The sequence below is a fragment of the Thermoactinomyces sp. DSM 45891 genome, from assembly GCF_900119485.1.
Classification (GTDB): domain Bacteria; phylum Bacillota; class Bacilli; order Thermoactinomycetales; family Thermoactinomycetaceae; genus Baia.
Genome location: NZ_FPJZ01000007.1, coordinates 87,192 through 110,085, shown reverse-complemented (window position 1 = coordinate 110,085; position 22,894 = coordinate 87,192). Strand labels below are relative to the sequence as shown.

At 40.1% G+C, this 22,894-nt stretch carries 23 protein-coding genes and 1 tRNA gene; 13 read left to right on the top strand and 11 right to left on the bottom strand.

Going from position 1 to position 22,894, the window contains the following annotated elements; translation table 11 throughout:
• Positions 1–310: IS3 family transposase (locus tag BT147_RS08125; RefSeq protein ID WP_143187949.1), on the top strand; the 310-nt coding region annotated here is incomplete at its 5' end.
• Between the two features lie 54 nt (positions 311–364).
• Here BT147_RS08125 and BT147_RS08120 read toward each other — a convergent pair.
• Complete coding sequence (locus BT147_RS08120) at positions 365–1,570, bottom strand: MFS transporter (RefSeq protein WP_177239741.1); 1,206 nt, start codon at positions 1,568–1,570, stop codon at positions 365–367.
• A 234-nt stretch (positions 1,571–1,804) separates the two neighbouring features.
• Here BT147_RS08120 and BT147_RS08115 point away from each other — a divergent pair, with 234 nt between their 5' ends.
• The 3 genes from BT147_RS08115 to BT147_RS08105 all read left to right on the top strand — a co-directional run bounded on the left by BT147_RS08115 (position 1,805) and on the right by BT147_RS08105 (position 4,471).
• The gene (locus BT147_RS08115; RefSeq protein ID WP_072333397.1) at positions 1,805–2,098 is read left to right on the top strand and encodes a hypothetical protein; all 294 of its coding nucleotides are present in this window, start codon (positions 1,805–1,807) and stop codon (positions 2,096–2,098) included.
• A gap of 209 nt (positions 2,099–2,307) precedes the next feature.
• A complete protein-coding gene (locus BT147_RS08110; RefSeq protein WP_072333394.1) occupies positions 2,308–3,801 on the top strand; it encodes a S8 family peptidase in 1,494 nt (497 codons plus the stop codon).
• 100 nt (positions 3,802–3,901) lie between these two features.
• On the top strand, positions 3,902–4,471 hold the full coding sequence (locus tag BT147_RS08105) for a 3'-5' exonuclease (protein ID WP_072333391.1): 570 nt from the start codon (positions 3,902–3,904) through the stop codon (positions 4,469–4,471).
• A gap of 67 nt (positions 4,472–4,538) precedes the next feature.
• On the opposite strand, the gene BT147_RS08100 is transcribed toward BT147_RS08105, so the two are convergent.
• Positions 4,539–4,622: transfer RNA gene (locus BT147_RS08100), tRNA-Leu, on the bottom strand.
• 203 nt (positions 4,623–4,825) lie between these two features.
• On the opposite strand from BT147_RS08100, the gene BT147_RS08095 reads away from it, so the two are divergent.
• On the top strand, positions 4,826–5,743 hold the full coding sequence (locus BT147_RS08095) for a DUF5655 domain-containing protein (protein ID WP_072333388.1): 918 nt from the start codon (positions 4,826–4,828) through the stop codon (positions 5,741–5,743).
• A 101-nt stretch (positions 5,744–5,844) separates the two neighbouring features.
• Here the strand turns inward: BT147_RS08095 and BT147_RS08090 are convergent, their stop codons facing one another.
• Positions 5,845–7,710, bottom strand: coding sequence for an alpha-helical endospore appendage domain-containing protein (locus BT147_RS08090; protein WP_083426464.1), 1,866 nt, complete (start codon positions 7,708–7,710; stop codon positions 5,845–5,847).
• A gap of 278 nt (positions 7,711–7,988) precedes the next feature.
• Here BT147_RS08090 and BT147_RS08085 point away from each other — a divergent pair, with 278 nt between their 5' ends.
• The 3 genes from BT147_RS08085 to BT147_RS08075 all read left to right on the top strand — a co-directional run bounded on the left by BT147_RS08085 (position 7,989) and on the right by BT147_RS08075 (position 12,513).
• Complete coding sequence (locus BT147_RS08085; protein WP_072333386.1) at positions 7,989–8,636, top strand: response regulator transcription factor; 648 nt, start codon at positions 7,989–7,991, stop codon at positions 8,634–8,636.
• On the top strand, positions 8,629–10,008 hold the full coding sequence (locus tag BT147_RS08080) for a sensor histidine kinase (protein ID WP_072333383.1): 1,380 nt from the start codon (positions 8,629–8,631) through the stop codon (positions 10,006–10,008). The genes BT147_RS08085 and BT147_RS08080 overlap by 8 nt, the downstream gene beginning before the upstream one ends.
• A 174-nt stretch (positions 10,009–10,182) precedes the next feature.
• Entirely contained in the window at positions 10,183–12,513 is a 2,331-nt protein-coding gene (locus BT147_RS08075; protein ID WP_072333380.1) for a glycoside hydrolase, read from the top strand.
• A gap of 100 nt (positions 12,514–12,613) precedes the next feature.
• On the opposite strand, the gene BT147_RS08070 is transcribed toward BT147_RS08075, so the two are convergent.
• The 5 genes from BT147_RS08070 to BT147_RS08050 form a co-directional block, all read right to left on the bottom strand.
• Entirely contained in the window at positions 12,614–12,997 is a 384-nt protein-coding gene (locus tag BT147_RS08070; protein ID WP_072333377.1) for a VOC family protein, read from the bottom strand.
• A 100-nt stretch (positions 12,998–13,097) separates the two neighbouring features.
• Positions 13,098–13,859, bottom strand: a complete 762-nt coding sequence (locus BT147_RS08065; protein ID WP_072333375.1) for an SDR family oxidoreductase — start codon at positions 13,857–13,859, stop codon at positions 13,098–13,100.
• A 56-nt stretch (positions 13,860–13,915) separates the two neighbouring features.
• Positions 13,916–14,362 (bottom strand): MarR family winged helix-turn-helix transcriptional regulator, encoded by a 447-nt coding sequence (locus BT147_RS08060; RefSeq protein WP_072333373.1) that lies wholly within the window; start codon positions 14,360–14,362, stop codon positions 13,916–13,918.
• A 259-nt stretch (positions 14,363–14,621) separates the two neighbouring features.
• Positions 14,622–15,014, bottom strand: a complete 393-nt coding sequence (locus tag BT147_RS08055) for a hypothetical protein (protein ID WP_072333370.1) — start codon at positions 15,012–15,014, stop codon at positions 14,622–14,624.
• 176 nt (positions 15,015–15,190) lie between these two features.
• A complete protein-coding gene (locus tag BT147_RS08050; protein WP_083426463.1) occupies positions 15,191–16,630 on the bottom strand; it encodes an amino acid permease in 1,440 nt (479 codons plus the stop codon).
• 440 nt (positions 16,631–17,070) lie between these two features.
• Here BT147_RS08050 and BT147_RS08045 point away from each other — a divergent pair, with 440 nt between their 5' ends.
• Complete coding sequence (locus BT147_RS08045; RefSeq protein WP_072333367.1) at positions 17,071–17,730, top strand: hypothetical protein; 660 nt, start codon at positions 17,071–17,073, stop codon at positions 17,728–17,730.
• 54 nt (positions 17,731–17,784) lie between these two features.
• A complete protein-coding gene (locus BT147_RS08040; protein ID WP_072333364.1) occupies positions 17,785–18,258 on the top strand; it encodes a divergent PAP2 family protein in 474 nt (157 codons plus the stop codon).
• 81 nt (positions 18,259–18,339) lie between these two features.
• Here BT147_RS08040 and BT147_RS08035 read toward each other — a convergent pair whose 3' ends face one another.
• Positions 18,340–18,615, bottom strand: coding sequence for a YuiB family protein (locus tag BT147_RS08035; RefSeq protein WP_286119244.1), 276 nt, complete (start codon positions 18,613–18,615; stop codon positions 18,340–18,342).
• A 169-nt stretch (positions 18,616–18,784) separates the two neighbouring features.
• On the opposite strand from BT147_RS08035, the gene BT147_RS08030 reads away from it, so the two are divergent.
• Entirely contained in the window at positions 18,785–19,555 is a 771-nt protein-coding gene (locus tag BT147_RS08030) for a chlorite dismutase family protein (protein WP_072333361.1), read from the top strand.
• A 56-nt stretch (positions 19,556–19,611) separates the two neighbouring features.
• Here the strand turns inward: BT147_RS08030 and BT147_RS08025 are convergent, their stop codons facing one another.
• Entirely contained in the window at positions 19,612–20,799 is a 1,188-nt protein-coding gene (locus BT147_RS08025; protein WP_072333358.1) for an NAD(P)/FAD-dependent oxidoreductase, read from the bottom strand.
• A gap of 318 nt (positions 20,800–21,117) precedes the next feature.
• On the opposite strand from BT147_RS08025, the gene BT147_RS08020 reads away from it, so the two are divergent.
• Positions 21,118–22,098, top strand: a complete 981-nt coding sequence (locus BT147_RS08020) for an NAD(P)/FAD-dependent oxidoreductase (RefSeq protein ID WP_286119241.1) — start codon at positions 21,118–21,120, stop codon at positions 22,096–22,098.
• A gap of 103 nt (positions 22,099–22,201) precedes the next feature.
• On the top strand, positions 22,202–22,456 hold the full coding sequence (locus BT147_RS08015; protein ID WP_502688559.1) for a hypothetical protein: 255 nt from the start codon (positions 22,202–22,204) through the stop codon (positions 22,454–22,456).
• A 71-nt stretch (positions 22,457–22,527) separates the two neighbouring features.
• Here BT147_RS08015 and BT147_RS08010 read toward each other — a convergent pair whose 3' ends face one another.
• Positions 22,528–22,884 carry a HesB/IscA family protein gene (locus tag BT147_RS08010; RefSeq protein ID WP_072333351.1) on the bottom strand — a complete coding sequence of 119 codons (357 nt, stop codon included), beginning with the start codon at positions 22,882–22,884 and terminating at the stop codon, positions 22,528–22,530.
• Between the last annotated feature and the right edge of the window lie 10 nt (positions 22,885–22,894).

Below are 22,894 nucleotides of genomic sequence, written 5' to 3'. Positions count from 1 at the left end.
CGAAGCTCCTCTCCTCCACTCCGATCAAGGCTGGCATTATCAAATGAAGAAGTACCAACATTCCTTGAAACAAAGAGAAATTACACAGAGCATGTCCCGTAAGGGAAATTGCTTGGATAATGCCGTCATAGAAAACTTTTTTGGTTTGCTCAAAAGTGAGTTGCTTTATCTTCACACATTTGTGAGTATGGATCATTTCAAACAGGAGCTAGAGGATTATATTCACTATTACAACCACAAACGATTGAAGATAAAACTAAAGGGCATGAGTCCGGTTCAATACCGAACACATACCCTACAGGCTGCTTAAATCTTCATGTCTAACTTTTTGGGTTCACTTCAATTTTGGGACAGGCTCTTACCTCTAACTAGCTTGCTTCTCTACACTTGCGCTCTGTTCAAATCGAATTGCTTTTCGAACTGGATACACGACTGCTAATAACACGAAGGCTAACAAACTTCCTCCGAGAAAATAAAATAAACCATTTCCACCAGTACCGTGGATTAAGAGCGATCCTAGATAAGGGCCCGCGATCGAACCACAGCTAAAGTGCATTCCTGCAACGGCATTCCCTAGTGGTAGATAGCTCTTTGGTAATAAGTCGGTTAAATATGTTAATCCGAGAGAAAAGAGGGAACCAACTAATCCTCCAACAAGCCCGAATGCGATGATGAGTGCAAACATTGAGCCCATCAAGTATGGGATTATCAACATCCCGAATCCACCTATCAGACAAACCATCATCAGCAGATTCTTCCGTCCCCACTTTTGACTTAATATCCCCAGCGGAACTTGGAACAGCAAACTCCCCAAGACAAATGTACCGATCAAATAGGCTATCGAATCTTCCGATAGGTTCGAGCGAAGCCCAATGATTGGAAAATTCCCAGCGAGTGCCGTTTCCAAAAAAGCATATAGCACAGGTGGACAAAGCGCGATCAGTCCAACTCGATAAACCACGGAAAGATGTAATTTTTCTTTACTCGTTTCAGGTTGACTTAAGAAAGAGGTGCGTCCACCTTCTAAACGCATCATCAAAGGTACCGTTATAGCCATTAATAAACCAACCGCCATAAATGGAACATGAAGTCCAAATGGTAACAACTTTAAAAACAAGGGCCCAATCCCAAATCCAAGACTATAACTAAATCCATATAACGATATCCTCTTCCCTTTTTGATCATCAGGGCACGTAGAAGTAATCCATAATTGAGTTGTAAAGTGCAATAGGCTGTCCCCAGCTCCTACCAACATTCGGAGCAACATCCAGATCCAGAATCCCGTCACATACGGGAATAAAAACATACAGGTTGCCGCGCTTAATAAACCGATCGCAATCGCTGTACGATATCCGACCTTCCGAACCACTTTCGCAGAGAACGGGGTCATGATTAGCATACCCACATACAACATCGAGGTTCCTAGACCATTCTGAGTTGCACTCATACCTTGCTTCTCGAGCAGAATAGTTAATAGAGGAATCAACATGCCTTGGGTTACACCTGCCACTGCTACGATCCAAATCAAAATATAAAACCGCTTCTGTGACCATTGTTGAATTTGAATCATGCGCATCCCCTTCTCATCTAGTAGTCAATTGGACTATTATATCGATTTATTAAATAATGAGCAAGGCGAAATAAATAAAGGGATCTAAAAAATAATAAGGTGTAATATCATAAAATTTTACCTCAAAAACTTGACTAAATTTCAAATTCGAGGTATATTTTATTAAATATTAGAAATTTTTTCTGGTATTTGGGTTTTTTTACATATTGTTTAACTACTTAGAGGTGGTTTGCTGTGCGGAAGTTTGAGCTATCTGTGTTTGGAAGCTGGACCTTAAAAAAATTTGCATCAAAGCGAAAATTAGAATTGTGGGCAGATCAACAGTGTATCGGGGCAATAAAATTATACAACGTTATCGCTAGAGGAACACATTACTCAGGCAAAATAGAAGTAATTACCGATTTGGACCTATCCATCTTTTTTCAAAAGCATAGACACTCCTATATCAAACGTAATTACACCGATAACGGAAAATATACAGAAGAGCGTACCCCCGTCTACATCAGTCCAAGTGTATTTATTTACTAAATAAGAAAGATCCAATAAAAAAACAGGGTAGTAATGCCTCTCTCTACTTGAAAACTAGATACAAGGAACCGTTACTACCCCATACGAATTTACCCACTCGAACAAAAGGGACAACCTGTTAATTCTTACTAAAGAGAATATTTTTAATATTTTCTCAATATTGTAAGATATATTTTGCATGGTATCCTTTAACAAAAGGTGGGAATTCAATGTGTTCACAGAAAGCTAAGTTATGGGCAGTCATCAGTGCTACCGTTTTCCTCATCATCTTTCTGACTTCTTGGTTTATTATTTGGAAATGGACAGAAGAAAAACCGGCTGAAACAGAAAATGAAACGACACCAATCGCCCAATTAAGAGTCGTTGTGAAGGTGAAGCCCTCCCTTCAACTCCCTTATCAAGATAACGCCGAACAGTCTCTTAATAAAGAGCACAAATCATCCATACCTTCAGATCTGAAGTTAAAAAGACTATTCACCTCTACGGATCCAAAGCAACTTCAATCGATACAACAACAAACAAATAAGAGTCAAAAGCCAGATGATCAAGTAGACCTCCTCCGTTACTTTGTAGTCGATGTTCCCCAAGGTTCAAACCCCGATGAGTTAGCTCAGCAACTAGCCAAGTCCCAGTTCGTCGAAACTGCTTATGTAGAGGGAATCCCTGTCATTCCCCCAGCCGTTAACCCTAACAACGATCCCTTATCCCCTAATCAAGGTTATCTCAATCCAGCTCCAAACGGCATTGATGCTAAATTTGCTTGGAATCACCCTGGCGGAGACGGCACGAATGTTACCGTGGCCGATCTGGAGCAAGGATGGAACCTATCCCATCAAGATCTCATCTCCCAAAACATCTCCATTATCTCCGGTCTAAGCCGAACCTCTCATAGTCATGGAACCAGTGTTTTAGGTGAGTTAGTCTCTACAGATAACACAGTCGGCACAGTTGGAATTGTCCCTCATGCCACAGCCAAAGTCGTCTCCCAGTGGCGCACCAACTCTATCTATAGCACCGCGGATGCCATCCTAAGTGCTGCGCAGAATTTATCTAAAGGAGATGTTTTACTCTTAGAAGCCCAGACCACCTATCCAACTATGTCGAATTATTTACCAGTAGAAGTAGAGGACGCCGTTTATGATGCGATCCGTTTCGCAACGAACAAAGGGATAACCGTCGTGGAAGCAGCCGGAAATGGCTCCAATAATCTAGACAACTTCCGCAATCAAGCGGGCAAATATATCTTGAATCGCAACCACGTTAACTTTCGGGACTCCGGAGCCATCATGGTAGGAGCAGCCTCTTCCTCTGCTCCTCATGCACGATTATCTTTCTCTAATTACGGAAGCCGCATTGATTGTTATGGTTGGGGACAAAACGTCACCACGACCACTGGAAATGTTGGTCAAAATACAAGCTATACACACTCCTTTAGCGGTACATCTAGTGCCTCGCCTATCATCGCAGGAGCTGCTGCTTCCCTAAACGGGATCACCAAAGCGGGCTATAACGGCTTCACATATAGCCCCACTGATATCCGTACCATTTTAAAATACTCCTCTTTCTCTACCCCTTCGGCTAGCGCTAATGACAAAATTGGCCGTATGCCTAACCTAAAGGCCATCACTGAATACGTGCTACGGATCGGGTCAAATTCCAAGTCACAAAATGTAATCGCTCCTAAACCTCCTACACAGGAATAAATTCAATTTTTTTATCGCTGGATAGCAGGCATTTACCCTGTATCCAGCGTATTTTTTATGTTGAGTTATCAAATATTTATTTTAGAGAGGAGGGAATCGTTTGAAAAACCTTATGGTTCTCGACGTGAAAACCACCTGCTATCCTATCGGACAAACACCTACCCAATTTATCCCCGAAATCATACGCATCCAAGCGATCATTCTACACACGAATCGTATGCGCATTCTCGAAAAATACCACTGCTACATCCAACCTACGATATTCCCCCGCTTATCTCAATTTTGCACCGAATTCACCCATGTTCAACAACAAGAAGTGGACAGAGGCATCCCTTACCAAGAAGCCATGAAAGCCATCGGAAAACTTACTATTCAATATCAAACAATCCCTGCATTTTGGGGATACTATGGACATCTACAATTAGTTCGCCAATGCAAGAGACTTCAAGTTCTACTTCCGATTCCCAAGCGCTTTATCACCATTAAACATAACTACAGCAAGTTTTATCGACTAAAGCATATGAAAAAATTAGGGCACGTCCTCCAATACCATGGTCTAGAATCCTCAGTCCCTCCTACAGACCCGATAGCAGATGCGAAAAAAGTAGCCAAAATTATATCCATCCTACTCGAAGAAGGCTGGGAACATCGTTATCTAACACAAAACTAGAGAACGTAAAAAAGCCACCCCACCCCTGCATCGGATAACAAAGGTAAGGTGGCTTATGTATGAGTACTGGTACCGAAGGTGGGACTCGAACCCACACTCCTCGCGGAACGCGATTTTGAGTCGCGCGCGTCTGCCATTCCGCCACTTCGGCACATTATCTTAGATAAACCATTCGCTCTCGCGAACCACTTCATTGATAATAACATCACATTTCATTCTATGTCAACAAAATCTCTATAAATCTTTCACATTAAACACAAAGAAGGGTTCAAAGGGTTGGTGATCGATTTTCTAAAGAGGGAAGATTATAATAGTTAAGAATGATATACTATTTATAATCAGGAGGGAATATATTTGAGCGATATTAAGCTATTCCGCATTTACGATGACTCTGCTGAAGAACTAGCAGGACGATCTGTTACAGTTGAGAAGTCATTGCAGAATATATTAGAACAATATTTAGACACTTTTCTGGGGGTACGATTTCTAGCCACAGAATATAGTACGGGCAAAAAACATGCAGGCCGAATCGATACGTTAGGCATTGACGAAAACAATTCACCCGTCATTATCGAATATAAGCGGGCTGTAAATGAAAACGTTGTCACACAAGGCCTATTTTACCTTGATTGGCTACTCGATCATAAAGCAGAATTTGAGTTAATGGTTATGCGTAAGTATGGTGCTGAAGTATCAAATGCTATAGAGTGGAGCAGTCCACGCCTATTGTGTATAGCAGGGGGTTTTACTAAATTTGATCGCCATGCAGTAGAACAGATTCATCGGAACATCGAACTATATGTTTACAAATATTACGATGACGGTCTACTATTGCTTGAATTAGTGAATGCAACTACTGCACAAACCATGTATATTAGTGAAAATGTAGAAACTCAACGTAATGTTAGTGTAAAAGTTAAAACCGTTTCCGATTATTTGGAACAAGCCAATACCCAAATTACAGATAGATATGAAGAATTAAAAGCTTACATGATGGCCTTAGGAGATGATGTACAAATCAAAATCCTAAAGCATTACATCGCATTTAAACGGATTAAAAACTTTGTATGCCTTGAAATACACCCACAAACGGGCCGAATATTGCTATATATAAAAGTAAATCCCGATCAGATCACCTTAGAAAACGGCTTTACCCGTGATGTCAGGAACATAGGACATTTTGGTACTGGGAACTTAGAAATTGCCATCACAAGTGATTCAGATATTGAAAGAGCAAAACACTTAATTAGCATGGCTTATGACGTTAGTTAATGAAGTCCACTTTTTTATTCCAACCTATTTCCACAACTTAAAAGCCACCTCAAAGGATGGCTTTTCTTCGTACTTCATAATTTGTAGACAACTGATAAATATTATAATCTTACGCGCACCCCTTGTGGTTGAAGCCCTACTGTAATGGTAGCAAGTATCGTATTTGTATTTCCGTCTATGACAGAGATATTGTTAGAATTACTATTCGCTACATAGATCCGATGTGCCACTGAGTTTACGCCGACCCCAAATGGTCCTCTCCCCACTGGAACCGTAGCAAGTATCGTATTCGTATTTCCGTTGATGACAGATACATTATTAGAATTCGTATTTCCCACATAAATCTGATTGGTACCTAGATTTACTCCTACACCTATCGGGCCATTCCCTACTGGTACTGTAGCACTTAAGGTATTTCCATTTCCATTTATGACTGAGACATTATTAGTAGCATTATTCGCTACGTAGACCTGATTGGTACCTGGATTTATACCTACATCCAATGGCCCCCCAACCCCAACTGTAACTGTAGCAAGTATCGTATTTGAGTTTCCATTTATAACTGAGACATTATGAGAAAGAAAATTCGCTACATAGATCTGATTTGTACCTGGATTTACGCCTATACCGGATGGGTTTCTTCCCACTGTAATGGTAGCAAGTACATTATTTGTATTTCCATCTATGACTGAGACATTATTAGAAGTACTATTCGCCACATATATCCGATTTGTCACTGTGTTTACACCTATACCGGATGGGTTAATCCCTACTGTAACTGTAGCAATTCTAACATTTGTATTGCCATTTATCACAGAGACATTATGAGAAAAAATCCCTCCTACATAGATCCGATTTGTCACTGCGTTTACACCTATACCGAACGGGTTAATCCCTACTGTAACCGTAGCAAGTATCGTGTTTGTATTTCCATTTATCACAGAAACACTATTAGAATTACCATTCGATACATAAATCACTGACGTATCCGTAAAGGTCCCTGTCGGGCCTGTGGCTCCTTGTGGGCCTGTGGCTCCTTGTGGGCCTGTGGCTCCTTGTGGGCCGGTATCCCCTTGTGGACCGGTATCCCCTTGTGGGCCGGTATCCCCTTGTGGACCGGTATCCCCTTGTGGACCGGTATCCCCTTGTGGACCGGTATCCCCTTGTGGACCGGTATCCCCCTGTGGACCAGTATCCCCTTGTGGACCAGTATCCCCTTGTGGGCCTGTGGCTCCCTGTGGGCCTGTGGCTCCTTGTGGACCAGTCGCTCCCTGTGGGCCTGTGGCTCCTTGTGGGCCTGTGGCTCCTTGTGGACCGGTGGGCCCATTAGATCCAGTAGGAACCTCTAGCCTCACAATGGCGGAACCGGATGTTACTGTTATTTCTAACGTATCGGATAGAAAGTTTAGTGTATCTCCAAAACCGAGTGGAATACTTCCACTTGCACCTGAGTTTCCCTGAATCAAAAATAAGAAATCACCTGTAGTAAAAGCTCCTGTAGGCCCTTGTGGCCCCGTCGGTCCTTGAGCTCCCGTAGCCCCTGTGACTCCACTTTCTCCAATCGACCCTGATGGACCTTGTGGGCCTGTAGCTCCCTGAGGTCCAGGAGGTCCTCCCGATGACCCCGTGACTCCTACTGGTCCTTGAGGTCCCGTTGGCCCCCTCGTAACATCTGTGCTCAACACATTTTCCAACTTCTCATTTAGAATCCATTCTTTCTTTCCGATTACATTAATGGTGTCGCGAACGCTTTCATTAATTGTAAGTAGATCAGTAATCGAAGGTTGGAAGGTTGTTGACACTCCCGGAAGAGTTCCTAGAACATATTGAAGTTTTTCTCCTTCCGCATTAATAATGTGACTCAGACCTAACTCCTCTAATGCAATAGATGACAATAACAGATTGATCGCATCTTCTCTCGTAATCGAAATATTGGGTGAGATATTAGGAATATTTGCTTGTGACATCGTTTTAAGCCTCCTTGTGTCCATTCCTTTTATATTTAATCTTTAAATATGATCTACTAAACACAGACTAGTAAGGTCTATCATAATTGTATTATTGTATGTAAAATGCTAGAAAGGGTCACGACAGAAGACACGGAAATGTCGTGATCCTTATTGATAGTCTATGAGTACAACAAAAGCACAATTATTTTTCGATTCGTTGCAGATTGGGGTAGGTATCCTGCTTTCTAGATTCGGATACACTTCTTAGAAACTAAACTAAAAGTCACGGAGGAACTATGAACGTTTTAATCGTAGATGATGAAAAAGACATGTTAAAAATCTTGAAAGCTTACTTTGAGCGTGAAGGATACCCTGTGTTTCTCGCTGAAGATGGAGAACAAGCAATCGACATTTTTTACAGTAACAAAATTGACTTGGTTGTTTTAGATTGGATGATGCCGCACATTAGTGGTTTAAGCGTATGTAAAGAGATTAAAAAGAATAGTCATGTGAAAGTTTTAATGCTAACCGCTAAAAGTGAAGACGAAGACGAGTTAATCGCACTAGATATAGGAGCAGATGATTACATAAAGAAGCCCTTTCATCCTGGGATCTTATTGATGAGAGCTAAGAAGCTAATGCAAGAAGATAAAGTAGCGTACATTGGAGATATAAAAGTTGATTTTCAGGCAAAGAAAATATATAAAGCAGAGCAAGATGTACGAGCAACGAAAAAAGAATTAGATTTGATTGGTTGCTTTTTACGAAACAAAGGGCAGATCTTGACTCGAAAAGATCTATTAGATCTCGTCTGGGGAATGGATTATGTAGGGGATGAGCGGACTGTTGATACACATGTAAGAAGATTAAGAGAAAAAATTGGCTCCAATCTCATTAGAACTCATCGAGGGCTAGGGTATAGCTTGGAGAATGCGTATGAATAGACTCGGCAGAAAATTAGCTATTACCATTTCTATTTCTATTCTTTTACTTTTTACGCTCTCTATGTTGACTAACTACTTTCTTCTACCCCAGTACTATAAGTACCAGATTAAAAAAGAGTTACAAGCCGTTGCACATGAAATAGAAACGACTCCTACTCCACATTTAGAGGGATTCATTCATAACCTGGAAGAGAAATATAATGTAACCATTGTATATGAAAAGATTCTAGATAATGAAGATGATCTGAATTGGCAACTGCGCGAAAAGCTAGCAAAGAAAAAAATCAATCTAAATCGATTTTGGATTACCAAGGATACCTTACAAAAGGTAAAAGAAGGACAAAATCAGTATGTATTGTATGATCAAGGAAAGCTAAAGTCGAGTTTTTCGACAAGCTTGATCGAGAAGGACAATTTGATTATGGTTGTAGGTGTTTCGATTGTTCATTTCAGAGAAGCGGCTGAGGTAATTAACACCTTTATGATTTACACTTTTGGATTTGCGATTTCGACGCTACTCTTTTTAGTTTGGATATGGTCACGAAAGATTACGAATCCTTTGAAGGTATTAACGGATATTTCACAAGATATTTCTCGTCTCGATTTCAAAAAAGTGAATATAAAAACAGATGATGAGATAGAAGAATTGGCTGATAGCATTAACAAAATGAGTGATGAATTAAAAACAGCCCACAATGACTTGAAAAGGAAAAATCAAAATCTAAAACGGTTTATGTCAGATATTACACATGAATTGAAAACTCCATTGTCTTTAATGAAAGCATACTCTGTAGGAATTCAAGATGGGCTGGACGATGGTACGTATCTTCAGACGGTTTTAAGGCAAATCGATAACGTATCCTCCTTGATTGATGAGCTATTGGAGTTTTCAAGAGTTGAGCAGGAAGAATTAAAAAAGACGGATTTTGACTTAATCTCACTTGTCCACTCTTGTTTGGAGAAGTATCAGATCGAAATGAAACAAAAACAAATCTGTCTAGATATCCACAAAAAAATCAATCCATCCATTCGAGCTTACGCTGATCCTAGTAAAATCGAAAAAGTAATAAACAATCTAGTAAGCAATGCTATCAAATACACAGAAGGATCAACGATTCACATCAAATTGGATGAAATAAATGATCATGTTCTTTTCACAATAGAAAATCAAACTAGCCTGCCAAATCCAACGGATATCACCCGAATCTGGGAACCTTTTTACGTAGGCGAATTCTCTCGTAACAAAGATAAATCAGGAACAGGGCTTGGATTGGCAATCGTTCAATCTATTTTACAACGTCATCAAATAGAGTATGGGGTCAAACTATCCGATAAGACCATTCAATTTTACATCTATTTCCCAAAAGCTTGAGCCATCATAATAAAGAGAACTTGGTTTCCAGTCGATCTAGGAATCAAGTTCTCTTTATTATGGATCACGATACTTCAAAGGGTTACTAAGAGTTTTAGCAAGATTTTTTTATGGTGTGTAACAGTGATGTCACATTGGGGTTTTATAGTGATACCAACTGGAGGAGATTTCAACATGAAGCAGAAGATACAACGTTTGATCATTCCTATGGTGATCCTTTCACTTGTTATTACAAGCGTTACTATCTATTACACAAAAATTAATACAGTAAGCGCAACAATCAATCATCCTTTTGATTTCCAATATCGGGACTTTGGATTTGATGCAAACCCAGAAACAGGCGAGATTTTTATCAACAAAGATGGGGTGAAGGAAAGTGCATCTCTTCCTTTACCAAAGCAGAAAGTTGCGAATCTAAAAAAGACAAGCCAGTCCATTACTTGGAGTTATCCAGATAGTAAAATAGATTTCAAAATTGAAAAAAAGGATCATTATCTGGATATTAAATTAACCTCCACGGGAGCTACTGAGTTCGAGTGGCCAAGAGTTAGTGCAGATCACTACACGTTACCTCTAGGTGAAGGAAAATATATTCCAAGTAATGACCAGAGTTGGAAAGAGTATCTCAAAGATGAGAAAGAAATGTCATTTTCATCCAATTTTTCAATGAGATTCTTTGCACTAAATAACAAGAAGTATTCAATAGTGTACATCGCGGAAAGTATGTTTAATGATACCATTCGCTTCCAAGCCAAAGACCAAATTAAATTTAGTTTTGTTCATGAGTTTCCTTCTATTAACCCCAAGAAGGAATATGGTTTCCGTCTATATGTAACAGAAAACAATCCTGTAGAGATTGCTCAAGTTTATAAAAATTATGTTAAAGAAATGGGTCAGTTTAAAACACTTCAAGAGAAAGCAAAAGAAAATCCAAATATCGAAAAACTGTATGGAGCTCCTCATTTTTATTTATGGAATGACCATGCCTTCACGAAAGAAAATATCAATTTTGGGAAGTTAAAAACCAAACTAACGGATCCATTGATTTCTTGGATCGAACAACTCTTAAAACAATATACACAAGATGGTTCTACTGAATTTATGAAAACAATCAATCAAATAAAGAACCAAAATTATATGGACCAAGCTCAAAAAAATACGATTGTACGTTCACTTAATATCATTTTGAAGCTTGAGCAACTTTATAACAAAGATATTTTTCAAAATGTAGATGAAGAGTCAACGAAATTAATTCAAAACGGGATTAGCCACTTAAGCGAACAAGAGTTATACAGATTGAATAAAAAGCTACTGAAAAGTGTCTTAACCGATTCCATCGATGAAATCGAAGAATGGGGAAAAAAGGACACAGACATGATCCAAGATATGAAGAGCTCCGGAATCAAACATGCTTGGATCGGCTTGCAAAACTGGGCAAACGGATTAATGAACCCAGATTTAGTTCAAAAAGCGAATCAATCTGGATATCTAGTGGGTCCATACGATTCCTATCACTCGATTCACGATAAGAAAAACGTGGACTGGAATACAGCTTCTTTTGATGATCCTAGTTTATACGAACAGGCAACCATTACAAAGAAAAATGGCCAAAAAGAAAGTGGATTTTTAGGGAAGGGGAGAAAGCTGAATCCAACTCTATCATTACCGAGTGTAAAGAAACGGGTAGCAGGAATCTTAAAAAATGGCATTCCCTTTAATTCTTGGTTTATCGATTGCGATGCGACTGGCGAAGTATTTGATGATTACTCACCCAATCACATTACGACACAAGAACAAGATATGAAAGCAAGATTGCAGAGAATGAGCTATATTCGAGACGAAAAACAAATGGTAATTGGATCAGAAGGCGGCAATGATTTTGCTAGTAGTGTCATTTCATATGCACATGGCATTGAAACGCCTGTGATCAAATGGGGTGATCCAGACATGCGAGAAAATAAAACAAGCCCCTACTATGTAGGAGCATACTGGTCACCGGACGGCTCTATTCCTGAAAGGTATAGCAAATCAATACCCATTAAATCACAATATCGTTCTATTTACATCGATCCTGTGTATTCACTTCCTTTGTATAAATTAGTCTATAATGATTCTGTTATTACAAGCCATCATTGGGAGTGGGGAAGCCTCAAAATAAAAAATGAGGTCGGAAACCGCATGCTTAACGAATTACTGTATAATATTCCACCGCTTTATCATCTGGATCAGAATACATGGAGTAAAAACAAAAATATGATTACGTCCTATACAAACGCATGGTCTGCGTTTCATAAAAAAGCGGTTACAAAACCAATGACTCGATTCCAAACTTTATCCGAAGACCGTTTAGTGCAAAGCACCGAGTTTGGAGAAGATATGAAGGTAATTGTGAACTATTCTAATAGAGATTTTGACTATAACGGTGAGAAAATCAAACCCAAGACCGCTGTTCTATACGATAGGAATACGAAAAAAGTATGGGATGTATCTAAATATAGAGACTAAGTAGCTACCTAATCAATCAAATAGCGCAAGATGTATGGATGATTAAAAAATAGAGAGCGAGATTCTACCCATTCTACAAGTCGGGGGAACCTCGCTCTCATTACGCTTTCGCAAACGTAAGTACATATCCATTATTATCCGCAATCGCAAACTCAGTTGCCCCGTAGAATGTTGTATGCGGTTCATAGAGGACGTGACATCTCCCTTTCAGCTCCATATAAAGCTGCTCAAAATCATCCACGTCTATATACAGGCTTACTGACGGCTGTACTCTTGGGGCATCCAAAATCGGATATTCTTGAATCAAGCTTGCTCGTTGTTGAATCATTAAACTAAGCTTGTCCTTCTGTAGAATAGCAAACTGCAACTGTCCATTATCATTTGGCACAGATGTAACAAGCGAAAACCCTAAGATCTCCCGATAAAATGCTAATGCTTCCTCTACACTCTCCACCATCAAGTTCGTTGTCATGCCCTTATACATTTCAAACTACTCCTTTTATCTATCGTAATTTTCAATTTGTAATCAACACCATTAGTACAAAGTACAGCCAACAAAAACCAAAGGGGGGATTGTGTGATAGCTAAGCAATAGAACCTTTCATAGCATGGTACATTTTTTCTGCATACCCGTCTAATTGATCTCGTGACATGCGCAAACGTTCTGCGGAAGTACTATATCCTATTTCCACTTCCCCTACCCCCAAACCTTTGAAAATACCGTCTGCAAAATCGTGTAATGGTTCTACATGTGTACGAAGCCATTCCCCACCTAAATCAGTAGCAACTGCTGGTGGAACGACTTCAATCACTTCTACAGATGTATCAGAGAGCTGGTGCCTGAGGCTCATCGTAAAAGAATGGATTGCCGCTTTAGTAGCTGAATAAATGGGAGTAACAGCTAATGGGGTAAAAGCTAGCCCAGATGACACATTAATAATCGTCGCTTCTCCTTTTTCAGCAAGAAATGGTGCGAACAACATAGTAAGGTGGATAGGAGCCTCCAGATTTGCTGTAATTTCTTGATTGTAGTGGCTCCAATTATCCTTCGCGTCTGCTGTTAACACATTGAAGCGCTGTAGGATTCCGGCATTGTTGACTAGTACATTTACATCTGGATGATTCTTTACGACCCAATCAAATAGTGCAATCCGCTCAGATTCAATCGTCAAATCACATGTATACGTAATGAGACTTGAAAATCGCTCTTTCGCTTTTTGCAGAGCGCTTTCACGTCTACCGCAGATTAGTACTCTGTTCCCCATCTTGATAAAACGTTCTGCAAAAGCCAACCCGATCCCAGATCCTCCGCCAGTAATGAGGATTGTGTTTCCTGTCATTTTCATATAGACTCCACCTTTTGTTTATATAATTAGCCAAGCTAATCAATAGGGTAAAAAAATTATATATCCATTTTGATTAGTAATTTCAGCAACCGAGTAGCCTCTTCTTCTGTTAAATTGTTAGTGAGGTTCGCGCAAGTCTGCCAATAGTGAGGTAAAGCAAGGTTGAGAAGACGAAACCCTTCTTCGGTTATCGTAACATGAACCCTTCTTTGATCCTCGGGAATGATCGTTCTGGTAATCAACCGATGTTCTTCTAACCAAATTAGCTGTTTGGTTACAGATGCTCGCCTGATGCCCAGATAATCCGCAATTTCCGACGGCTGTAATGGCTGATCTACTCTCGTATTGAACAGTAGCATGAGCAAAGCAAATTTACTTTCAGATATCTGGAATTCTTTCAGCGTAACATTTATCGCATCTAGAACATCGTCAGATATTTGTAATAGCACTTCCCCTAAACGGGCCCTCGTATTAGGAGGGATGGTAATAGAATATTCTTCCACAAAAATACCCCTTCTACAACTAGTTTCCTTGGCTAATCAATATTATAGTGGTGAGAAAAAGAACTGTCAACAGAGAAAAATACTCAAGTGAATACCATTATATATACAAAAAGGAACCTCTTCTAGGAAGGCCCCTTTTAGGAATTCACCTGTGAGTAACCTCTCCTTTACATAAAGAAGGAGCCCCATTAGAGACCCTCACTTCAGCATGTCCAACACTATTCATCACATGGAAGGCTAGCCTAGCCCCTTTAAAAAACTATCTAACTTCTTCTACAGATCCCTGAAACTGAGTGCCCCCAAAAGAAGGAGTTACTTTAATCCTGTATTGGGTATTTTCGTACGCCCTATGGGTGATGGTAATATTTGTCCCACATTTTTTATCCTTGGTATCATACCAAATACCGTTTTTTTGTTGCTGTACCTTCATGCAGAGTCCCGCAGAACTACTAGGATCATTTTTATAGATATTCCAACGCAACTTTGAGTACGTTGTATTCATAGGTCCAAATGCCCCCTGATTCTCTGGATTATCAGAATACCAGGAACCATGATGTGTATCTCCAACAAAGGATGTTGCTGCAAACACGTCTACTCTAATCGATAAGGATAACACGAAAACGAAGAAACCAATCGCCCACTTCTTTCTCATGCCTTTCATTCCTCCTAATCAAATCTCTTCATCTCAATCTTCTCCATTGAGGCCGAATCACAAACATGAAAAAAGAGCCTCAATATAGAGAACTCCTTTATTTATCAATATATATTTTTCCTAAAACGAAAGAAAACCCTGCAACAGCCAACAGCAGGGTTTTTCGTCTTATCGGATTATGCCTTTTCTTTTCTCTGTATATTAATAATCGACATGAAATCCGCTTTCTGCTTTTTGATTTCCTCGCCATTCTTTCTCATAAACAAGAAGTAAACGAGGTACATCGCTAGCACAGCAGGCACACCATACTCCACATAGATCCTGGTAGCCTCATCAAACCAGTTACTTACAAATACCGTTACACAACAAATGAAGCCGAAGATCGGTACAAAAGGATACAACGGTGTACGATATTTTAAATTCTCCACTTTTCCACCCTGCGCAAGATATTTACGGCGGAAAAAGAATTGAGATGCACAGATCATGATCCAAGAAAGGATAGCAGTCATACCCGCAATATTCATCAAGCCTTGATATACTTTATCAGATGGTAAGAAGTAGGTTAGGAAAGAGAGCGCCGCCACTGCAAAACTGATTAATAGAGCAATGAATGGTACTCCGGAAGCATTAACCTTTCCAAGTGCTTTTGGCGCCATTTTGTTACCCGACAAAGAGTATAACATACGGCTTGCTGCATATAACCCTGAGTTGGCTACGGAAAGTAGAGCAATTAATACGACTGCATTCATAATGTCCGCGGCATAAGGAACACCGATTTGTTCGAGTGCAAAAACAAATGGACTTTCGAGTACGCCAGCTTGCTTAAACGGTACGATAGCATTTAATACGGTCATCGCAAGGCCAAAGAATAAGATCGTGCGCCAGACAGTTTGACGAATCGCGCGTGGAATAACACGTTCTGGATCTTTCGATTCTCCTGCTGCGACCCCAATTAACTCCGTTCCTTGGAAGGCAAAGTTTACGGCGAGCATCGTAACAAAGATAGAACCGATTCCCGTTGGGAAAAGTCCATCTTTTGTAAAATTAGAGAATAATGGGGCTGAACTTGCGCTTTTTATATCGATCAAACCAAATATAGCCGCTCCACCAATGAGAATAAATAATACCACCGCAGAGATCTTGATACTTGCAAACCAAAACTCCGCTTCGGCAAAACTACGTCCTGAGAATGCATTTACTAAAAACATCACAGATCCAAATAAAATGGACCAGACTACAATATGAATATCTGGAAACCAACGTTGCATAGCTCCGCCAATCATAACAAGCTCTAGGGCCACTGTGGCCGCCCAACCTAACCAATATAGCCAGCCCACTACGAATCCATGAGATGGACCGATAAAGCGGGTTGAGTACTCTTGAAAGGAGCCTGCTGTAGGCATCGCTACCGATAATTCACCCAAGCACAACATCACAAAATACATAATGAGTCCGCCAATTAGATATGCCAATACAGACCCAAGTGGACCCGCTGTTTGGATGGCATACCCTGACATGTTAAAGAAGCCCGTTCCAAGTACTCCGCCAAGTGCAATCATAAACAAGTGGCGGCTTTTCATAGAACGCTTGAGACCGTTCTGAGTTGTCTCCATCATGATTCGATTCCCCTTTATAGAAGATAATGTCAAAATAAATGATCGTGTCAAATTTATGTCATTTCATAAGTACTAGCATGATTTTATATTTATTTATATTTGTTGTATACAGGTTTTTTTTGTAAAATTTCTTACCTCTATTTTGCAAACGTTTTCATACCTTATATATCAGCACATGTGCTTTTCCATCGTATGTCTATTTATGTTTTGATGAATATGTATCTAATTCATATTTAACCATCTCCTCCATTCATGAAGGAGTATGCATTTGCATAAATTTGTCATTATCATTCACTAAGGATTCATTACTTTTCTAAATATGGATATTATATTCTGTATATAGGATAAAAAATTCACTTTCATGCCTCAAATCCATCCAAATGTAGAAAAGGTATCGTATATAATTTATAGATCATATTAATAGAAAAGAAGGTTTACTAATGGATAGAAAATCTAGATTTAGGAATAGAGCATTTGATTTCAAAAGGCGATTGCCCCTTGTATCAGTAGCCATAGTGGTAGGGATTACCCTCTTAATTGGAGCCTATATGCTCTACCTTCACAACGGAGCAGTAGGTGAGTTTAATAAAAAGATTAATCAAGTACAAAATCATAATCTGAAGTACGGAGAATTATCTGCTAAGTCTTCCGAAAGCTTTAAAAAAGAAAAGGACATGGTTCTCGCTTTAAAACCTGCAATCGAGGACAACAAAGATGGACTGAATCAAATCGTTACATTAATTGAAGAACAACAGAAAACAACCGCTCTTCAAAAAGTAGAGCTTACAAAAAGTAAAACCCTCTTCCCAGAGTTAAAGAAACAACTAAACGATCTCCCATCTGGTTATCGACCCTCTGCCTCTGAACTCATCTCTCAATTAGAGAAGACTACGAGTCTAAGAGAGCAGGTCTATCAGCAAAGCGAATTTGTATTAAAGCAAGAGCATGCCCTTTACCTCGAGCTCAGCCAAGGAAAGATGAGCACTCAAAAGAGCATGCAGAAAGAGTATGATAAATTAAATGAACTGATAAGCCAATTAGAGAATCAAATTAAAGAGGAACTAAAAGCTTATCAAGTATATTTTGATAAAACCAAGTAAACCTTGAAACAAACTCTTAGGTAACTTACATCGAAGGGAAAGGAGGATATTACATTGTTTGCTCTCTTCGATAATTTTTGCCTATGGACTTCGCTTACTGCCATTTTTTTGGCCCAGCTCGTAAAAGTCTTATGGAATTTCTCCCTACATCGAAAATGGAATTGGAGATGGTTCTATCTCTCAGGAGGAATGCCTAGTGGACACACCTCAGCGGTAACTTCACTGGCAACAGCAATCGGAATTACACAGGGCTTTCATACGACTTCTTTTGCAATCGCCACCATCATTGGTATCATTGTCATGTATGATGCCACAGGGGTTCGCAGGCAAGCAGGTATGCAGGCCCAAGCTATCAATCAGCTTATTGACGATTTCGCGGCCTTACTCCACGAAATTCGAACGTCCAAGTTAAATTTGGAGCATCGAAATCGGCTAAAAGAAATTTTAGGACACAAACCCATCGAAGTATTTGTCGGCGCTTGGTTCGGGATTTTTATAGCCTTGATGATGTACGTGGTTTGGTTTTAAAAAGGGCAAACAAAACAAAACAGCTCACATCTTGTTACAGTAACAAGATGTGAGCTGTTTTCATATTCCCTTCCGTTGATACTAAAACATCTTATATCCTTTGACTCGTAACGTTTGAATGGTCCATCCACTCGCAACAGCACCTACTAGCCCAGCGATTAACCATGAAATATCCACTAAATGTATGTGTTTCATCTGAAATGCAATATAGGCAACAAACCCTGCATACACGATAATGGGTAGCCAAGTCGTTTTAAGAATCATATTTAAAATAAAGCCAATACCAAAGAAGAAAACAAGCAACAGCACAATTGAAATGAGCAACTGTGGTATCGAAACCGGCATAGAAGCATCCATTGATCTATCCTCCGTTCAAAGCTTAATAACAAAACCAACTCTATCTTACTTAACCTCATTCTATGGGTCAACTCTAAAACGTTTGCGTTTTGGTAGTTTCTTTGGCACAATAAGGATGATCTTGTTCATAGTTGAACAAATAGGCTACTCAAAAAGTGAGGAATGAAGAATGAGACCACAACAAGGTAGACCATCCTTTACAGGGCGACCTGGAGCCGCTCCATCTTCTTCTGAAGGGACTCCACGTCCACAGTTACCAACCCAGTATGTAAATTTCTCTTTCTTTAAAGTAGATCCTGCTTGGCGTCGTCTCCCGCAAGAAGAGCAGGCGCAAGGGAAGGCAGAATTCGCATCCGTTGTAAAAGAATATCAAGGAATGAAAGGGAATTTTATTCTCTCTTATTCGATGGTGGGAATTCGCCCAGACGCAGAATTAATGCTTTGGAGAATTGCCGATAAGTTAGAGACATTCCAAAAAATGACCTCTGAACTCATGCATACTGGTCTAGGAAAGTATTTAACCATTACGTATTCGTATCTGTCGATTACCAAACGTAGTGTTTATGTAGATAAAATGGACCCTGAGCACCAAAATCCACGCACCCATATCATTCCAGGGCAATCTAAATACTTATTCGTTTATCCTTTTATTAAGACACGCGATTGGTATCAACTCTCCTTCCCAGCTCGCCAAGGGATGATGGATGAGCATATTCAAGTAGGAAGCCGTTATCCATCTGTTAAACTAAATACGACTTATAGCTTCGGGATTGACGACCATGAGTTTGTCGTGGCGTTTGAAACCGATGATCCGAAAGACTTCTTACAATTAGTACAAGACCTTCGTGAGACCGAGGCAAGTCGCTATACATTGCGTGATGTACCGATGTTTACTTGCATTTCACACTCTGACATTACGGACGCATTAAACACTTTATAATAATTAGCACAGCAAAAGCACCCTCCATCGAGGAGAGTGCTTTTTGATTTGTTTACTTATAGTTTCCCTTTACGGAGAACGAGTGAAATTCCACCCAATAGAAATAACCAACGAAGATCGATTAGTTTCTTCATAAAGCTCGCTGAACCACCAAACAACTTTTTGGATCCCACAACTCCAATCGCTACACGATTTCCTAGAGAAGCAACCGTTCCCTTAGGTGCATATTGAAATGCGTGAACACTTTCCCCCCTCATTAATTGAGGCAAGTGCTTTCCAAGGTATTGGCCTTGTTGAGTAGAAATCTGTGCCGTTGGAGGGTACGGACGCTCGCCCTCTTTTGGGATGACTAATGAGCTATCACCTAACACATAAATGTTATCATGACCTGGTGCACGTAAATTTTCATCTACTTTCACACGGCCGCGCATAGTCTCAATGCCTGATTCCTCAACCAGCTTGTTACCACGCACTCCACCAGTCCAGACAACAGTAGACGATTTAATCTCTTCTCCGCCTTTTAAAACAACCCCATCTTTTGTACACTCTTCAATCGGTACGCCAAGGTAGAATTCTACACCTTTTCCTTTTAGGTATTCTACAGCGTAGTCAATAAGTGCTTGATCAAAGCCAGGTAGCACAGTTGGTGCTGCTTCAATATTTACAATCCGTAGCTTTTCTTGTGGAAGATCGTATTCACGGCAAAGTTCTGGGAGTCGATCTACCAACTCACCAACATACTCAATCCCTGTAAATCCTGCTCCACCCACAACAATCGTAAGATACTCTTCTTTTGGATCATTTTTATAGCGAGCAAACATATATTCCATATGCTCACGGATCATGCGAACACTGTCGATGTTGCGGATAAAGAAGGCATTTTCCAAAAGACCTTTGATTCCAAATGTCTCTGGGGCACTTCCCAGCCCAATCACTAAGTGATCATAATCCAAGGTATGATTTTCCAAGTATACCTTATTTTCACTTGGATTGATCGAAGTTACACGATCTACCACAAAGTTTACGCGGTTTGTATTGATCACGGACGCGATGTTTACACGTGCGTGATCATGATGAGCCGTACCAGCTGCCGGTTTATGCAACTCGGTAGTAAAGTAATGATAAGGGTTTTGGTTCACCAATGTAATCTCCGCATCAGAAGCCCCTAGGCTTCTCGTTAAACCCTTCACAGTCATAAGACCACCATAACCTGCACCTAGAACCAGAATCTTAGGTGTTGCCACTATTCATCACATCCATTTACTTATTACACATACCAAAATATGTTTATTCTCTCACAAACTAAGAAATGTAGGCCCAACAACGAGTTCCTTATACTAATTACCAAACCTTATCATATGACCTCTTTAGACATTTGGCAAGGGATTTTGTATATATTGTGTCCGTTATTTTGTTTTATAGCCACGAAAAGATTATTTTAAAATGCTAAGCGTTTTATCTATCCAATACGGAAATAAGTAAGAAAAGCAGTTAATTTTCTGGTATAATGTTTCTAAGTTTTTTTTATATTCCAAATCAATTAACCCTTGGAGGAAAAGTCCTTGATTCCTACAGATATTACAATTATTGGCGGAGGACCTACTGGACTATTTGCTGCCTTTTATGCGGGAATGCGAAAGTCTTCGGTCAAAGTAATCGAAAGCATGCCTCAACTAGGCGGACAGTTATCGGCTCTGTATCCAGATAAATACATCTATGATGTAGCTGGGTTTCCAAAAGTGACAGCGCAAGAACTTGTCGATCAGTTAATCGAACAAGCCTCTATATTCAAACCTGAATATTGTCTAGATGAGAAAGTAATGGAAGTTCATAAGAGAGATGAACAATTATTTGAGATCGTCACCAATCAACAAACACATTATTCCAAATCCATCATCATTACAGCAGGCTGTGGTGCCTTTGAACCAAGACGTATTTCACTCCCAAATGCAACTCGATTCGAGCAAACGAATCTTTTTTACTTTGTAAACGATGTTTCGCGCTTTACGGGACTGGATGTGGTCATCGCCGGGGGCGGAGACTCAGCCTTAGACTGGGCCCTTATGCTCGAACCCGTTGCCAAAAGTGTTACGTTGGTCCACCGTCGAGATAAATTCCGCGCTCATGAACATAGTGTCGAACTACTCGAGCAGTCCACTGTACAGGTCATTACACCGCGAGAAATTACAAAGTTACATGGTGGGAGCCAAATTACTTCCATAACTCTCAGCAACCAGAAACTAGGGATCACAGAAGAAGTCCATGCAGATGCTCTTATTATAAGTTATGGTTTCGTTTCCTCATTGGGACCTATTGCAAACTGGGGCCTACAAGTAGGAGATGACGGAATCCTAGTTAATTCCAGTATGGAGACCAATATTTCGGGAATCTATGCGGCTGGGGATATCGCGCATTATCCAGGGAAGGTGAAGTTAATTGCAGTCGGATTTGGTGAAGCTCCGACCGCAATTAATCACGCGAAACGATACATTGACCCTGCGGCAAAAGTGCAGCCGGGACATAGTTCGAGTATGTCGTTTTAGATATAGTCCATTAACAGACTTTCATCTCACCATGTATGAATCCACATCATTTTGGAAGCCTACTAAATATCATCTTCTCCTAAGATAAGGTAGGTTCCAAAACGTGTCCTATATGTGCCCACTCTGCAACGGATTTACCAATCAAATTTCCGAAACGTGCCCACTCTGCACTACTTTACTAGTCGATTATGGACCGATTTCCTTTCTAATGGGCAACTATAGCCCTTATGAAGAAATCGATCAGCTGAAGACGACAAATGGATACTCTGACCTAGAGAATCATCAATGTCCTCACCAACTCTACTGTCCTACATGTGGTTATACCATGATCGATATCGTCTTAGAGCACGGAGAATAGCTCTTAGCAACAGGAAAAAGCTTTCATTCAGATAACCACCACTTCTGAATGAAAGCTTTTTCTCATTTTTATTAGCAATCTCCTGGTTTTCCAGCCTCTGTTGCTGTTCGGAATGATGAACCACAGCCACAGTTTGCGATCGCATTAGGATTTTCAATGCTAAAACCGCCACCCATCATGGACTCTTTATAATCGATAACGGTTCCAGCAAGAATGGGGCGACTCGTTTCATCAATAATTACTTTCACCCCATGTAGATCAAGTACCGTATCACCTGGGTTTTGCTGTTCATCAAAACCCAAACTATATGAAAGACCACTGCAACCGCCTTGGGTAACACCTACACGCAAGAATTGTTGCTCTGGATTATCTGTATCAGTTAACATTTCTTTGACTTTAAGTACAGCTTCCTCTGTTAATATAATCATTGGAATTCAC